The 14,669-nt window shown below is 38.9% G+C and carries 11 protein-coding genes; 8 read left to right on the top strand and 3 right to left on the bottom strand.

Annotated elements, in window-relative coordinates:
* Positions 1-12: 12 nt before the first annotated feature.
* The 3 genes from AQF98_RS14885 to AQF98_RS14895 all read left to right on the top strand — a co-directional run bounded on the left by AQF98_RS14885 (position 13) and on the right by AQF98_RS14895 (position 2,535).
* Positions 13-651 (top strand): hypothetical protein, encoded by a 639-nt coding sequence (locus tag AQF98_RS14885; RefSeq protein ID WP_055132751.1) that lies wholly within the window; start codon positions 13-15, stop codon positions 649-651.
* Between the two features lie 73 nt (positions 652-724).
* Positions 725-1,786, top strand: coding sequence for a sensor histidine kinase (locus tag AQF98_RS14890; RefSeq protein WP_161805875.1), 1,062 nt, complete (start codon positions 725-727; stop codon positions 1,784-1,786).
* Between the two features lie 5 nt (positions 1,787-1,791).
* The gene (locus tag AQF98_RS14895; protein ID WP_055132753.1) at positions 1,792-2,535 is read left to right on the top strand and encodes a LytTR family DNA-binding domain-containing protein; all 744 of its coding nucleotides are present in this window, start codon (positions 1,792-1,794) and stop codon (positions 2,533-2,535) included.
* A 328-nt stretch (positions 2,536-2,863) separates the two neighbouring features.
* Here AQF98_RS14895 and AQF98_RS14900 read toward each other — a convergent pair whose 3' ends face one another.
* The 3 genes from AQF98_RS14900 to AQF98_RS14910 all read right to left on the bottom strand — a co-directional run bounded on the left by AQF98_RS14900 (position 2,864) and on the right by AQF98_RS14910 (position 5,538).
* Positions 2,864-3,511: a GDSL-type esterase/lipase family protein gene (locus tag AQF98_RS14900; protein WP_055132754.1), complete on the bottom strand. Its 648-nt coding sequence runs from the start codon at positions 3,509-3,511 to the stop codon at positions 2,864-2,866.
* A gap of 91 nt (positions 3,512-3,602) precedes the next feature.
* Complete coding sequence (locus tag AQF98_RS14905) at positions 3,603-4,670, bottom strand: SGNH/GDSL hydrolase family protein (protein WP_055132755.1); 1,068 nt, start codon at positions 4,668-4,670, stop codon at positions 3,603-3,605.
* 4 nt (positions 4,671-4,674) lie between these two features.
* Positions 4,675-5,538 (bottom strand): AraC family transcriptional regulator, encoded by an 864-nt coding sequence (locus tag AQF98_RS14910; RefSeq protein WP_055132756.1) that lies wholly within the window; start codon positions 5,536-5,538, stop codon positions 4,675-4,677.
* 238 nt (positions 5,539-5,776) lie between these two features.
* Between AQF98_RS14910 and AQF98_RS14915 the strand changes: the two genes are divergently transcribed.
* Genes AQF98_RS14915 through AQF98_RS14935 form a run of 5 tightly spaced genes read left to right on the top strand, consistent with a single transcriptional unit; the run spans position 5,777 to position 14,661 of the window.
* Entirely contained in the window at positions 5,777-8,947 is a 3,171-nt protein-coding gene (locus tag AQF98_RS14915; RefSeq protein WP_055132997.1) for a TonB-dependent receptor, read from the top strand.
* An 18-nt stretch (positions 8,948-8,965) separates the two neighbouring features.
* Positions 8,966-10,579 carry a RagB/SusD family nutrient uptake outer membrane protein gene (locus AQF98_RS14920; protein WP_055132757.1) on the top strand — a complete coding sequence of 538 codons (1,614 nt, stop codon included), beginning with the start codon at positions 8,966-8,968 and terminating at the stop codon, positions 10,577-10,579.
* A 42-nt stretch (positions 10,580-10,621) separates the two neighbouring features.
* Positions 10,622-11,647 carry an IPT/TIG domain-containing protein gene (locus AQF98_RS14925; RefSeq protein ID WP_055132758.1) on the top strand — a complete coding sequence of 342 codons (1,026 nt, stop codon included), beginning with the start codon at positions 10,622-10,624 and terminating at the stop codon, positions 11,645-11,647.
* Between the two features lie 40 nt (positions 11,648-11,687).
* The gene (locus tag AQF98_RS14930) at positions 11,688-12,821 is read left to right on the top strand and encodes a glycoside hydrolase family 26 protein (RefSeq protein ID WP_055132759.1); all 1,134 of its coding nucleotides are present in this window, start codon (positions 11,688-11,690) and stop codon (positions 12,819-12,821) included.
* A 13-nt stretch (positions 12,822-12,834) separates the two neighbouring features.
* Complete coding sequence (locus AQF98_RS14935; protein WP_055132760.1) at positions 12,835-14,661, top strand: sodium:solute symporter family protein; 1,827 nt, start codon at positions 12,835-12,837, stop codon at positions 14,659-14,661.
* The last annotated feature ends 8 nt before the right edge of the window (positions 14,662-14,669 follow it).

The following is a 14,669-nucleotide window of genomic DNA, read 5'->3' on the forward strand; positions in this document are numbered from 1 at the left end:
ATCTTAATCAACATGAAAACTATTCAATTCATTGCCATCTTATTTCTTATTTCTTTCACAAGTTTTGCGCAAGCAGACAAATTTACCACAGCCATGCAAAAAGGGCTAGTGATGATAGATAGTGCAAAAACCCCCGATGATTATACCGCTGCGGGCAACTATTTTGAACGTATTGCCACTGCCGAACCAAAACAATGGCTGCCCCAATATTATGTGGCTTTTAATAACCTATGTGCTGCACTATTGGGCAAACAAGATGCAGAAACCAAAGATGCCATTTACGACAAGGCCATGCAATATGTAGAAAAGGCCGATGCTTTGATCCCTAACAATAGCGAGGTTTATGCACTAAAATCTTATATCACTTTTATGAAAATGGCTGTAGCCCCACAAGCAAGAGCCATGAGCATGATACCTAAGGCTACTGCCTTTGCAGAAAAAGCAATTTCTTTAAACCCCGAAAATCCAAGAGCCTATTTAATGAAAGGGCAGAACCTATTTTACACCCCAGAAATGTTTGGTGGTGGTAAAGATAAAGCCAAACCAGTTTTAACTACTGCTGTAGCAAAATTCGAAAACTTTAAGGCCATTGGTCTAGAACCAAATTGGGGTAAAAACAGAGCCAAAACTTTATTGCAACAAAGCAACTAGTACAGGCCTACCATTAAAATGTAGCATTTTAATGGTAAAATTGGTGAAAAGCAACTACCTTAATGCCTACAAAATGACAAAGAGAATAATAGCCATTAAAGAGAAGGGGTTCCTTCATGTCAATATTAAATATGGCACAATTGGCATTGCTGTTGGTATGGTAATGAGCCTATTTGTAGCTATTTTTAATAGAGATAGTATTTCTATGGAGGATGCCACCATCAATGTAATCTATAGCATGATGATTACCCTAGGCATTGCCAATATTGTTGCTTTTTACCAATGTTATTATACTCCAACAAATACCAGTTTTTGGAAATTTATTTTAGGGTACTATGCTTGTAACCTAGTGGGCATGGTAATAGGCATGGAAACTGCCAATCTGTTTGTTTCCTTGATCTTTGGTTATGATATCCATTTTTTTAGATGGGAGTATTATGGATCTACCTTGGCCATTGTAACCATTGTAGGTACATTGATCTTATTTTATCACCTGCAAAAAATCAATGCCGAAGCCATTTTACAAGCTAGAGAAATGGATCTGGTTAAACTGGAGCAGCTAAAGACACAGGCAGAGTTGCAAGCGCTACAATCTAAAATCAATCCACATTTTTTGTACAACGCTTTAAATTCTATTGTTAGCCTCATTCATGAAGATGCCAACAAGGCCGAAGAAATGACCTTAAAGCTTTCGAAACTGTTTAGGTACAGCATCAACACCATGCAAGAAAACTATTGCTCCATTAAAGAAGAAATAGAAATCTTAAATACTTATTTAGATATAGAAAAAGTACGTTTTGGCAATCGGATCAATTTTCAGATCGAAAGCCCTACCGAACTGGAAGACAAACTCATTCCTCGCTTTTTATTGCAGCCATTGGTAGAAAACTCGTTAAAGCATGGTTTAAAAGACATGCGGATGCATGGAGAAATGAAAGTAGTAATTGCCTTAAATGAAGCCCGGATAGAAATTTTTATCTACGATAATGGAGTTCCATTTCCTGAAGAATTAATTGCAGGTTATGGCCTACAAAGCACTTTTGATAAACTTAAATTATTGTACGGCGACAATTATGATCTACAGCTCAACAACAGTCCTGCAAAGCACATTAAAATTTCAATTCCTTTAATCTAATCACCATGTGGAAAACCATAATTATTGATGATGAGCAATTGGCACGCCAACGGATTAAACGTTTGCTAACGGAGTACGATGAGGTGGACATAATTGCAGAAGCCGAAAACGGTTTGGAAGGCTTGGAGTTGATCCATCTTCACCAACCAGACCTGATCTTTTTAGATATTGAAATGCCTGTTTTAAATGGTTTTGAAATGTTGGCCAAACTCAACTATCAACCAAAAGTTGTTTTTACTACAGCTTACGATCAATATGCAATTAAGGCTTTTGAAGAAGGATCAATAGATTATCTACTCAAACCTATTGAAACCGAAAGACTGAACAAAACCATTAAAAAACTCAAACAAACCAATCTTTCTACTCCACAGTTACCTATAAATGAACTGATCCGTCAAATTCAAGGTAAAAAAGCAATCAAAACCTTAACCGTAAAACTGGGAGATAAAATTCTTTTGATCAAGCTTGAAGATATTGTGCATGTACAAGCAGAAGATAAATATGTATTTCTACATACCAGCGATGGCAAGAAACATTTAACAGATTATACACTTGCCACACTCGAAGAAAAGCTACCAGAAGAATTTTTAAGGGTGCACCGCAGCGATATGATCAATACCGATTACATTAAAGAAATTAGAAAAGGTTTTAATGGCGCACTCATTTTTGTCTTGAACAACCCTAACGAAAGCCGTGTAACCTCTAGCCGCTCCAATAGCGAAGCGCTGCGTTTAAGATTTGGGATATAAATTGTTGGTCGACCCCTTGCTGGTCGGGATTTGTAATCTCACTTGTTGGTCGGGATTTATAATCCCGATCCTTATACTTTGGATTTATAATCCAAAACACCGCACACTTGCAAAATAAATAAACCACAGTATCTTCTAATTAAAAAGATCTTATTCATCATACACTCGTTGGCGTGGACGCCAACAACAGCAAGTAATCAAACCACATAGAAACATAGGGCACATCGCTAACAATTAAAGCCTATGTTTTCTATGTACCTATGTGGTCAAAAAAACAAACATTCCTAGTTGGTCGAGATTTGCAATCTCGACCATTATAATCATTATCTTATTTCAAATAAGGCTCCATAATCTTTTGCCAAATGGCATAGCCCTTGGCATTCATGTGCAGGTTGTCTTTTAAAAAGATATCCGTCATAATGGTGCCATCAGGATTGAACATTGCATCGTAAGTATTTACAAATGTTACCCTCTTCAACTTTTTCGTCATTTCGGCAATCACTTTATTGGCTTCTACCATTTGTGGCATATATTTTTCTCTCGATGGACTTGGCTTAATAGAAATATAAACCAAAGGTACTTTTGGATATTTTGTTCTAATCAAGTCAATCAATTGTTTTACCCTGTCAACCACCACCTGTGCAGTTGCCCCACCAGTAAAGTCATTTTCGCCACAATAAATCACAATCTGTTTCGGATGATAAGGAAAAATAATATCTGGTGCATAATTGATCACATGAGGCAAAGAAGAACCTCCAAAGCCACGGTTAATAATTACATGGTTCGGAAAATAGGTCTGCACATCTTTCCAATTGGTAAAAGTAGAGCTCCCTACAAACAGAATAGCCTTTTTTGGCGGAAATTGAATACTGTCTTGCTTTTTAAAATTTCTGATTTCATTATAAAATGGGGCGTCTTGGGCTTTTAAGGTAATAAAAGCAGTTAAAAAAAGTAAAATGAGGGATAACTTCTTCATTGTATGGTCTATTTTTTATGTGGTTATTAAATGGATTGCAAATTAGTTCAAGTGTTGTAACGCAGGTTTGTATTTTTATGTATTGCCTGCATTACCATTTCATTGTTTTTTTAAGATAAGCGGTCAATTCTGTTGCTATTTCTTTATGCTCGGCCAAAGAGGGATGGCCACCACAACCTTTATTAGCCTGTTTAGAGAAAACATACATCCCGACATTCTGGTCGCCAGCTTTATTTAAATGTGCTTTTACAGCGGTAATGTATTTTACTAAAGCTGCTTTTAATTCTTTACTGGCCATTGGACTAGTTAAAAAAACCAGTTTCGCTTTAGGATAATAACTACGCAAAGATTTGGCAAAATTTACATACGCTGCACAAAATGCAGTAGAATCTTGTATGCCATCATTCTGCCCTAAACATACGGTTACCACATCTGGTTGGTAGCGATTAAAATCCCAAGGCAAATTATCTTTAGCCAAACTGATCTGATCAAAAACCTGTGGCATGATTACTTTTTTATCGCAACAACTGTGCATTAGGCCAATACCAGAAACCGACGACAGGTGCCATTGGGCATTCAAACTCCGTGCTGTAGTAGGGCCATAAGCAAACCAAGCATTGTGTTGGTCGTGCCACTCGCCTTTACCGCAGGCAATCTCGCTTTCATCGCTACCAGCCCCACAAGTAATAGAATCGCCAATAAATTCCATTTTACGTGTAGGCTTAGGTGGTGGTGGCAATAATTTATCGCAGGTAAAACCTACAAATTCTATATAACCATTTTCGGCTTCCGAGTTTTTGCAAATGGTAATGATATGTTCTCCAGCTGGTAAATCTTTGGCCAGCAAAAGATCGTTCACTTTTCCTTTCAACTGAATTCGGTAGGCAGGTTGGTTGTCAATCTTTATTTCCAGGTAGTTCAGTACCTTGTCCCAAACCATCTGATCATTCAGTTGTGCCGAAAAAGAAGTGCCACTAAATTTAATGGTCACATAAGCGCCAGAGGCCCAAAATTTAGGTTTAGCAGCATCAGAAAAATCTACCCTCCCAGTGTATTGCACATACTCGTGGTTGGCTTTAAAAAAATGTGCTGTATGCTTTTTTGTAAACGAAAAACAACAGGCAGACAATAACAATACGAAGTAAAAAATCCTTTTCATATACTTAAACAAAAACACGGTGACCTGAGAGATTATCTCTAAACTCTTTAGGCGTACAGCCCTTTTTCTTTTTAAAAATTCGGTTAAAATTAGAGATGTTATTGAACCCACAATTGTAAGCTACTTCTGCTACAGCTTCGGTGGTGTCTATCAATTTTCTGGAGGCATGCCCTAGTCTGATCTCAATCAAACTATCAATAAAACTAATGCCTGTTCTGCTTTTAAAGAACCTGCTAAAAGACACCTCCGTCATGTTGGCTATTCGGGCAACTTCTGCCAAACTCACTTGTTTATCGAAATTAAAGTTAATGTACTCCATTACCTTTTCTACACGCCTGCTGCTGTAAGAAAATTCAGCATTACTGAAGGTAGAATCAGAGAGTGTACGCATGTTTCTAGAAGTAGAAAGATCGTGCAAAATAGACATCAGTTCCAACACCGAATCAAAACCATGTTTCTTGTTCAACTTTACCAATCTTGGGCCAATGGTCTGAGCGGTTTCTTTCGAAAATAGAATACCACATTTCGATTTCTCAAACATCTCCCTAATTACACGCAACTGGTTTCTACGCAAAAACTTCTCATCAAACAGGTCTTTATGGAATTGGATGGTTACTTCGTGTATCTCTTGTCCACTTAATTTGTGGGTTTCCCACACATGTGGAAGATTAGATCCGATCAGTACCAATTCAATCTCTCCAATTTCCTCAATATGATCTCCTACTACCCTTCTCGCTCCTGTAGCATTAGAAATAAAGTTCAGTTCCATTTCCTCATGGTAATGCAACGGAAAGTCGAAATCCTGTTTCTTCCGCTCAAAAATGGTGAAACAATCGCTGTTGGTTAGTGGTGTTATTTCCTTTATCATATTTGATTACACAGTAAGTGAATAAATAATATCAATAAACAGGATAAAATAATATCAGTCATCAAATATATAACAACCACAAGCAATTTGCTAATTAAAATAGTTTAAACAAAGATGAATCACGTTTATTTTGAAAATAAAGAATGTTAAAGCGATAAAAATATTATAAATGGATAAAATAGTATTATTTTGTGCATTAGATAGACTACTACTTTTGAGTAAACCAAATAAACCGCTTATGCTTAATAAACTAACCACTAATTTATTGGCACTACTTGTATGCCTGTTATCCATTACCAATTGCTTTGCCCAAGACAAAAAAATTTCGGGCAAGGTATCTGATGAGAGTGGAACTCCACTTGTTGGTGTTTCAGTTGGTATAAAAGACACCAAATTGGCAACCAATACCGATGTCAATGGAAATTTTATCATCAGCGCAGCTGCCAACCAAACCATTGTATTTTCATTTTTAGGAATGGAAGAACAACAGTTTACCATTGGCAACAAAACATCATTCAACATTATTTTAAAGTCAAAGAGCACTATGCTTTCTGATATTGTAGTGATTGGCTATGGCACTGTTAAAAAGGCCGACCTTACTGGCTCCGTTGCCAGAATTGAACGCGAAGACTTGCTTAAAGATGGTCCAATTAACATTCTACAAGCCTTGCAAGGAAAAATTGCTGGCGTAAACGTTACACAGAATGACGGTTCGCCAGGCGCAGGTTTGAGTATTAAAATTAGAGGATCGAACTCTTTCTTGGGTGGCACAGAACCATTGTATGTAATAGATGGCATTCCTTTTAACAACTCGAGTTCTGGCTCTACACCAATGTCAATTGGCGAAGATGAAAAACAGACCTTAAATGCCATGGCTTTTATTAATCCTAGCGAAATAGAAAGTATTGATATTTTAAAGGACGCTTCTGCAACAGCTATTTATGGTTCTCGTGGAGCAAATGGCGTGGTTTTGATCACTACCAGAAAAGGAAAAAGTGGAAAAGACAGAGTAGAGGTGAATGTAACTACAGGCGTGGCAGAGGTTTCTAAAAAACTCGATGTACTTAATGCATCAGAATATGCAGCTTATCAGAATCTAGCCTATGCCAATGCCAACAAATACACGGGTACAAATTACAATATCCCTTACCCAGGGGCACAGGTACCAGATCCTTTAAACCCTGGAAAAACCTACTATTCTAAAGGCCCACAAGATTACATTGGCAACAATAACAATTGGCAAGATCAGATCTTCCGTCGTGGTATTTACCAAAATTATTCAGTTAACATTGCTGGTGGTAGCGATATGGGCAACCATAGCATTACCTTTAACTATTTAGACCAACAAGGTACCATTTCAAATTCTGGCTACAGCAAATTAGGCTTAGGATTAAACTTGGGCAGAAACATTAGCAAAACATTTAAGGTGGGTACCAGCACCACGTTTTCGAGCACTACAACCAATGGTGTAAAAACAGGAACCGATAAATCTGATGCAGCAAGTGCAGGCGTTATCCGCTCTGCCATTACCTTCCCTTCTACAATAAGCGAACCAGCGGTTTACGATGGCGTGGGCGATGCCTTCATCACCAATCCTTCTATCTACGTTAACGATGTATTAAACAAGGTAAAGGGACTAAACATTTTCTCTTCTAATTACATGGAAGCTACTTTTTTAAAAGACTTCAAGTTTAGACAAAACATTGGTTTCAGCTATGCATCGAGCACAAGAGACCAATACTACCCACGCAGTGTATACGAAGGGTTTGCGGTAAAAGGTTGGGGTTTAAAAGCCGATAACCTATGGAACAGTGGTACTGCAGAAAGCATTTTAACTTATAACAAAACCATTGGCAAACACAGCTTGAATTTAATGGGTGCTGGAACTTTTGAGCGCACCAATGGCAACAGCAAAAGATCTGAAGCCAAAACATTTCCAAATGACGCGTTACAGAACGAAAACTTAGCCGCTGGCGAGGTTATTCTTCCAATTATTTCTTCGCGCTACCAATCTACACTGATCTCTTTCTTAGGTCGTGCCAACTATAGTTTTGACGATCGTTACCTGTTAACCGTTTCTTACCGCCAAGATGGATCGAGCAAATTTGGCAAGAACAATAAATGGGCAGGTTTTTCTTCAGCAGCTTTGGCATGGAAAGTTTCTAACGAGAACTTCATCAAAGACATTGAACAGATTAGCGATTTAAAAATCCGTGCAAGTTATGGCCAAACAGGTAATCAAGGAATTGGCAGTTATGCCTCATTGGCTAAACTAAGTGTATACAACTATCCATTTGGTGGTGCTGTACAAACTGGTTTGGCTAACGATTTGTATTCTGGCCCGGCTAACGAAAAGTTAAAATGGGAAACCACTACCGCCTATAATTTAGGTTTAGATTTAGGTCTATTTAAAAACAGGTTAAACTTGCATGTAGAATTGTACAAAAAAATAACGGATGATCTTTTACAAAACCTGATCATCCCTTCTTCTACAGGTTTCCAAACTAAGCTGGTTAACTCTGGCTCTGTACAGAACAAAGGATTAGAGGTTACCCTAAACGGAACCATTGCCAAGAGCAAAGATTTCGAATGGAATTCTAACTTCAACATCTCATTTAACAGAAACAAGATTTTAAGCTTAAGCCCTAACGTAACAGAACAATATGGCAGAAACATCTCTACTGGCGATGCACCATTTATCCAAACTGTAGGCATGCCAATTGGTGCATTGTACGGTTATGTAGAAGATGGTTATTACGACAATGAAGCAGAGGTTAGAAATGATCCAGCCTACACCAATCAGGGAGACCCAATTATTTTAAGAACTATTGGTGAGATCAAATACAAAAACTTAGATGGCGACCCAAGCAATATCTCTCAAACCGACAGAACCTTTATTGGCGATGTAAACCCCGATTATACTTTCGGTTTCATCAACAATTTCAAATACAAAAGATTCGACCTGAGTATTTTCATCAACGGTGTACAAGGCAACGATATCATTAACATGAACACCAGGTTTAATGGAAATTTAGGCACCAATAAAAACATTACACAAGAAATGGCCGATGGTGCTTGGGCGCAAGGTAAAGACAACACCAATGCCACAGGGCCAAAAATAATGCGCCAATTTTTTAGAAATCAATTGTTTAGCAGAAGATTTATAGAAGATGGTAGTTTTGTAAGGATCAAGAACATTACTTTAGGGTATAATGTTCCAATGCGATCAAAAACCATTTCGGCATTGAAGGTTTCTGTAGGAGTAAGCAACCTGTTCACCTTTACCAATTATTCAGGTTACGATCCAGAGATCAATAGTTATGGAGACAATCCTGCTTTATTTGGTGTAGACTTAGGTGGCTATCCAAACTCGAGAACTTATAACCTGTCTTTACGTTGCAATTTTTAACCTTATTAAAAATATAATATGAAAGCGATTTCAAAATATTTTATAGCATTTGTTGTTGGCAGCTGTTTATTAACCAGCTCTTGCAAAAAAGCACTAGAAGAAACCCCCTACTCTTTTTATTCGCCAGAAAATTTCTACAAAAACGAAAGCGATGCAAAAGCAGCCATCAATGGGGTTTACAACGAATTATATACTTACGATCTGTATCTACAGCCTTTCTGGAACATGACGGTTTTAGATGACGACCATGTTTCTGGAGCCGATTGGTTTTTGGGCACTACGGGCGCAGGTAACCCTCAGGCCTATTTTGGCTGGGACAGACCATGGGTAGGCTGTTATGCCATTATTGCTCGTGCAAATACCGTATTAGAAAATGTAGTGAACATTACTGATATTGATCCAGATATCAAGAATAGAATTTTAGGAGAGGCTTATTTCTTAAGAGGTTGGGCTTATTTTCAACTGGTTCAGCTCTATGGCGGTGTGCCAATCCGTTTAAAATCCTTATCAGCAGAAAATCCAGAAACCAATGTACCACGTGCTTCAGTAAAAGATAGCTATGCGCAAGTAATTAACGATTTGAAAGCTGCCGAAACCAAATTATTACCCTTAGGGCATGCCAAAGTTGGAGAAGCAGGCCGGGTTAACCAAGGTGTAGCCAAGGCATTTTTAGCTAAAACCTATTTAACCATGGCTTCTGGCTCTTTGGTTGGTAACGTAACGGTAAGAGGCGGTACAGACAATGGTTATTATACTTATGCAAAAACAGTAGTAGCTGGCTTAGAAGGCTTAGACACCAAAGCTTATTATACTTTAGCAAGAGATAAGGCGGCCGAAATTATAACAAGCAACTTATATACCCTCACTCCAAACTGGAAAGATTTGTGGAGCATTGCAGGCAGAAACTCGAAAGAACAAATGTGGGAATTGCAATCGCTAGCAGGAACTGCTTTTGTAAATAACCTGAGTGCTTATTTCTCGGCCAGATCTGTATTTGGTCAAGGCGCAGTATGGACAACCAACAACCATTATAGCGACTATGAAGATGCCGACAAAAGAGTATTAGATGGTGTAACACATAATTATACTACCCTACAGGGCACAAATATTTTCTACCCATCGTGGCAAGCAGCCTTATACAAAGTTGTAAATGGAGTGAATTATAACAATACCGGAACAACCGGAGCCGAAAGAGCTTATGTTATTAAATACAGTTCGGTAGCCGATCCAACTGTGGCCAATAGCGATGCATTTTTTCCGCTGATGCGTTATGCAGATGTATTGTTGATGTATGCTGAGGCAGAAAATGAAGTAAACGATGCTTCTACCCAAGCCTACGATGCCTTAAATGTTATTCGTACCAGAGTAAGCGCCACACCAGCTCCAACAGGGATGAGCAAAGAACAATTCAGAAGTTTTGTTTTGGCAGAGCGAGCAAGAGAATTTAACCTAGAAGGTGTGAGACGTTTTGACCTGATGCGTTGGGGCGTTTATTTACAGGTAATGAACAAAATTACAACCGGACAGAACAGCATCTCTAAATTGAGGTCGCTTAAAAACCTATTGTTGCCTTTACCACTTAACGAACTAAATTCTAATACAGCGATTAAGGGCAATAACCCGGGCTGGTAAAATTGATATATTTATTTAATCATGACTTTCAATCCTATAAGTATGAAAAAAAATACGCCATCAATACGCATTTATGCAATGGTTGCACTAATGCTGCTATTTTTAGCCGCCTGTAAAAAAGATAAAACGGAGAATGCTGCAGCGCCAACTTTAAGCGAGGTAACTAATCTTACAGCACGAACAGCTCCATTGGCTTCTGTTGGTTATGGCGAGTGGATCTTAATTAAAGGCACCAATCTGGCTACCACTTCTAAAGTAGATTTTAATGGTACTTTAGCTGCCGATTCATTAGTCTATGCCGACGATAACAGCATTACGGTGAAGATCCCTTCTACTTTAAAAGACCCCGTAAACAATCCAATTACGGTAACTACAAAATATGGCACCGCCACACTCAATTTCAAAATATTACAACCCGCTCCATTGGTTACAGATTTTGATCCAGCTGCTGGTGCACCCGATGATCAAGTAACCATTAAGGGCAATTATTTTAAGGGCTTAACTGGGGTAACCATTAACGGCGTAACGGCCAGCATTGTATCTAGCAGTCAAACCGAAATTAAGGTAAAAGTACCTGCAGGCGTAACTAATGGGCCCATTGCAGTAACCACTCCAATTGGAACAGTTACCGCTACCAAAACCTTTGGCCTTAAACATGTCATTTTTGACGAAGCATTGCGAGGTGGATGGAGCAATACTTCTTATAGCAGTACCTGGGATATGGCCCAATCTGTAATTGTGCGACGTGGAACGATAGCCATTGGACATAAATACTCGGTTGGATTTGGTGCCGCAAGGTTCAGGTGTATTCCTACCTTTAGCACAACTGGTTATACTGTACTTAAGATCTCTATTTATGGTGGGCCAGGTACCGCAGGTAAAAAAGTGAGAATTTCTTTAACTCCAGCAAAATCAACTTACGATCTGATTCTAACTGAAGGTGCTTGGACAGATTACCAAATTCCATTAACCAATTTGGGTAGCCCAACACTCATAGACTACATTACTTTCCAAGAATTTAGTGGAATAGCCTCTCAGATTTACATTGACGACATTGGTTTCTACTAGTTGATTAAATTTTTAAGCAAAAATTAGCCGTATCCCTTACATGAAATTAAAGCAGATCATTTTACCAAGCATTTTGAGCAGCCTACTCTTATTAGCGAGTTGTACTTTGAATGCCCAATCTTTAAGCGACCCCCTAGCCACCAAAGAAACAGTTGCGCTTTACAAAAATTTGCACAAATTGAGTAAGCAATATACTTTATTTGGACATCAAGATGACCTGGCTTATGGGGTAAACTGGAAATATGTTGCGGGTAAAAGCGACATTAAAGATGTGGTAAATGATTATCCAGCCATTTATGGTTGGGATATGGGCCGGATAGAACTGGGTAGTGCTAAAAACATAGATGGTGTTCCTTTTAACCAAATGCGCAAGTACATCCAAGAAGCTTATAAAAAAGGAGCTGCAATTACCTTAAGTTGGCATTTCGACAATCCACTTACTGGCGGCTCCTCTTGGGATACCACCAAAAATTCGGTAGCCGCCATTTTACCTGGCGGAGCCAAACACCAATTGTATAGCTCGTGGTTAGATAAGGCTGCGCAATTTATGCAAAGCTTAAAAGGTAGCAAAAATGAGGCTATCCCCATTTTGTTTCGCCCTTTTCATGAACTCACTGGCAATTGGTTTTGGTGGGGCAAAAACACCTCTACCCCTGCCGAACTGAAACAGGCTTGGCAATTTACCATCAATTACCTCAGAAACAAAAAGCAGCTCCACAACCTGATCATTGTATACAACACCAACGATTTTAACACCGAGCACGAGTTTTTAGAACGTTATCCTGGCGATGATCTGGTAGATGTGGTGAGTTTTGACCTTTATCAGTTTGAACAGAAAGACAAACAAAAATTCATCAATGCCGTACGCCATCAATCTACCATCCTAACTAAAGTAGCCAAAGAAAAAAATAAATTGGCGGCCTTTGCCGAAACAGGTTTCGAGGCCATACCAGATGCAACTTGGTGGACAGAAACTTTATTACCTGCCATTAAAGATTATCCTTTGGCCTATGTATTGGTTTGGCGCAATGCTGGTTATTCAGCTTCTATGAAAAAGATGCATTATTACGCACCTTACAAGGGGCAGGTATCTGAAAAAGATTTCAAGAAATTTTACCAATACAACAAAATATTATTCGAAAAAGCCCTAGGCACCAAAAAAATATACCAATAACCTTAACGCTTACATGAAACTACAACTCATAGACATTTTAATTCTGGTTACCTATCTCGCCACCATGGTGCTCATTGGTTTTTACATGAGAAACAAGGCCAAGCAAGATAAAGAAAGCTATCTAATGGGCGGCAAAAAATTGCCTTGGTATATGCTGGGACTTAGCGATGCGAGCGACATGTTCGACATTAGCGGAACCATGTGGATGGTTGCCCTCTGTTTTGTATACGGCTTCAAAAGCATTTGGATCCCATGGTTATGGCCTGTTTTTAACCAGGTTTTTATGATGATGTTCTTGTCTAAATGGCTCAGAAGATCTAATGCTACCACAGGTGCCGAATGGTTAAAAACCAGATTTGGCCTTAGCGGAAAAGGAGTTACAGGTTCGCATGTAATTGTAATTGCCTTTGCCTTAATCAGCTGCCTCGGTTTCTTGGCCTATGGGTTTGTGGGCTTGGGCAAGTTTGTACAAGTTTTCATTCCTTGGGATGCGATTAAAGACTACATCCCTTTCCATGTAACCGATAAATATGTACCCCATTTTTATGGCATCGTATTTACCTTGTTCGCCATGTTCTATTCTATTATTGGAGGTATGCACAGTATTGTTTTGGGCGATGCCATTAAGTATTCGATCATGACTTTGGCTTGTATTGCCATTGGTGTAATTGCTGTACAACATTTAAACGGACAAACCTTAAACGTACCAAAGGGATGGAACGACCCTTTCTTTAGCTGGAAACTGAACCTCGATTGGAGCAAGATTGCTGCCGATGCCAACAAGAAAATTGCCGATGATGGTTTTAGTCTCTTCGGGATCTTTTTTATGATGATGTTGATGAAAGGGATTTTCGCCTCATTGGCAGGTCCGGCTCCGAACTACGATATGCAAAAAATATTGAGTACACGTAGCCCAAAAGAGGCCAGTAAAATGACTGGTTTTGTAAGCATTATCCTTTTGCCTATCCGCTACTCTATGATTACCGGATTAACCGTGCTAGCGCTTTTATATTACAACCAGCTTTACCTAAAAGGACCAGATGGCGTAACCGATTTCGAGCGCATCTTGCCCGCAACCATCAACAATTTTTTACCTGTTGGTGTATTAGGTTTAGTATTAACTGGCCTGCTAGGGGCATTTATGGGCACATTCAGTGGCACTTTAAATGCGGCACAAGCCTACATCGTAAACGACATTTATTTAAAATACATTAACCCTACCGCAGCAACTAAAAAAATCATGTCTATGAACTACATTGTAGGTGTAGTAGTAGTAGCTGTAGGGATCTTTTTTGGCTTTTTAGCCAACGATGTAAACAATGTGCTGCAATGGATAGTTGGAGGTTTATATGGTGGCTATGTGGCTGCCAATTGTTTAAAATGGTATTGGTGGCGCTTTAATGCCAATGGCTTTTTCTGGGGAATGGCCGTTGGTGTTGGTGCAGCCTTGTTAATGCCTTATGTAACAACGGGCCTTCCCTTATATTGGTGGCCATTGCTCTTTGTGCTTTCCTTTATTGGTTGTTTAATTGGCGCCTATACCGCTCCGCCAACAGACACTACTGTGTTAACCTCATTTTATAAAACGGTAAGACCATGGGGATTTTGGCAACCCATACATCGTATTGTAACAGCAGAAGACCCAACTTTTGAAGCCAATAAAAACTTTAAGCTAGATATGTTCAACGTAGTACTTGGCGTTATTGCACAGCTCTGTTTAACCATTGCACCAATGTACCTCATTACAGGAATGTACTCCCCTTTATGGATAGCCCTAGCCATTTTAGCCGTCATCATCTTTACTTTAAAAAGAACCTGGTGGAATAGATTAGAAGATTAAGAAAACAC

The sequence above is a fragment of the Pedobacter sp. Hv1 genome, assembly GCF_001412215.1.
Lineage (GTDB): Bacteria > Bacteroidota > Bacteroidia > Sphingobacteriales > Sphingobacteriaceae > Pedobacter.

What these genes read in the sequence shown, in the direction of transcription:
- AQF98_RS14885 (WP_055132751.1), top strand. Translation starts at nt 13, where the DNA reads ATGAAAACTATTCAATTCATTGCCATCTTATTTCTTATTTCTTTCACA.
- AQF98_RS14890 (WP_161805875.1), top strand. Translation starts at nt 725, where the DNA reads ATGACAAAGAGAATAATAGCCATTAAAGAGAAGGGGTTCCTTCATGTC.
- AQF98_RS14895 (WP_055132753.1), top strand. Translation starts at nt 1,792, where the DNA reads ATGTGGAAAACCATAATTATTGATGATGAGCAATTGGCACGCCAACGG.
- AQF98_RS14900 (WP_055132754.1), bottom strand. Translation starts at nt 3,511, where the DNA reads ATGAAGAAGTTATCCCTCATTTTACTTTTTTTAACTGCTTTTATTACC.
- AQF98_RS14905 (WP_055132755.1), bottom strand. Translation starts at nt 4,670, where the DNA reads ATGAAAAGGATTTTTTACTTCGTATTGTTATTGTCTGCCTGTTGTTTT.
- AQF98_RS14910 (WP_055132756.1), bottom strand. Translation starts at nt 5,538, where the DNA reads ATGATAAAGGAAATAACACCACTAACCAACAGCGATTGTTTCACCATT.
- AQF98_RS14915 (WP_055132997.1), top strand. Translation starts at nt 5,777, where the DNA reads ATGCTTAATAAACTAACCACTAATTTATTGGCACTACTTGTATGCCTG.
- AQF98_RS14920 (WP_055132757.1), top strand. Translation starts at nt 8,966, where the DNA reads ATGAAAGCGATTTCAAAATATTTTATAGCATTTGTTGTTGGCAGCTGT.
- AQF98_RS14925 (WP_055132758.1), top strand. Translation starts at nt 10,622, where the DNA reads ATGAAAAAAAATACGCCATCAATACGCATTTATGCAATGGTTGCACTA.
- AQF98_RS14930 (WP_055132759.1), top strand. Translation starts at nt 11,688, where the DNA reads ATGAAATTAAAGCAGATCATTTTACCAAGCATTTTGAGCAGCCTACTC.
- AQF98_RS14935 (WP_055132760.1), top strand. Translation starts at nt 12,835, where the DNA reads ATGAAACTACAACTCATAGACATTTTAATTCTGGTTACCTATCTCGCC.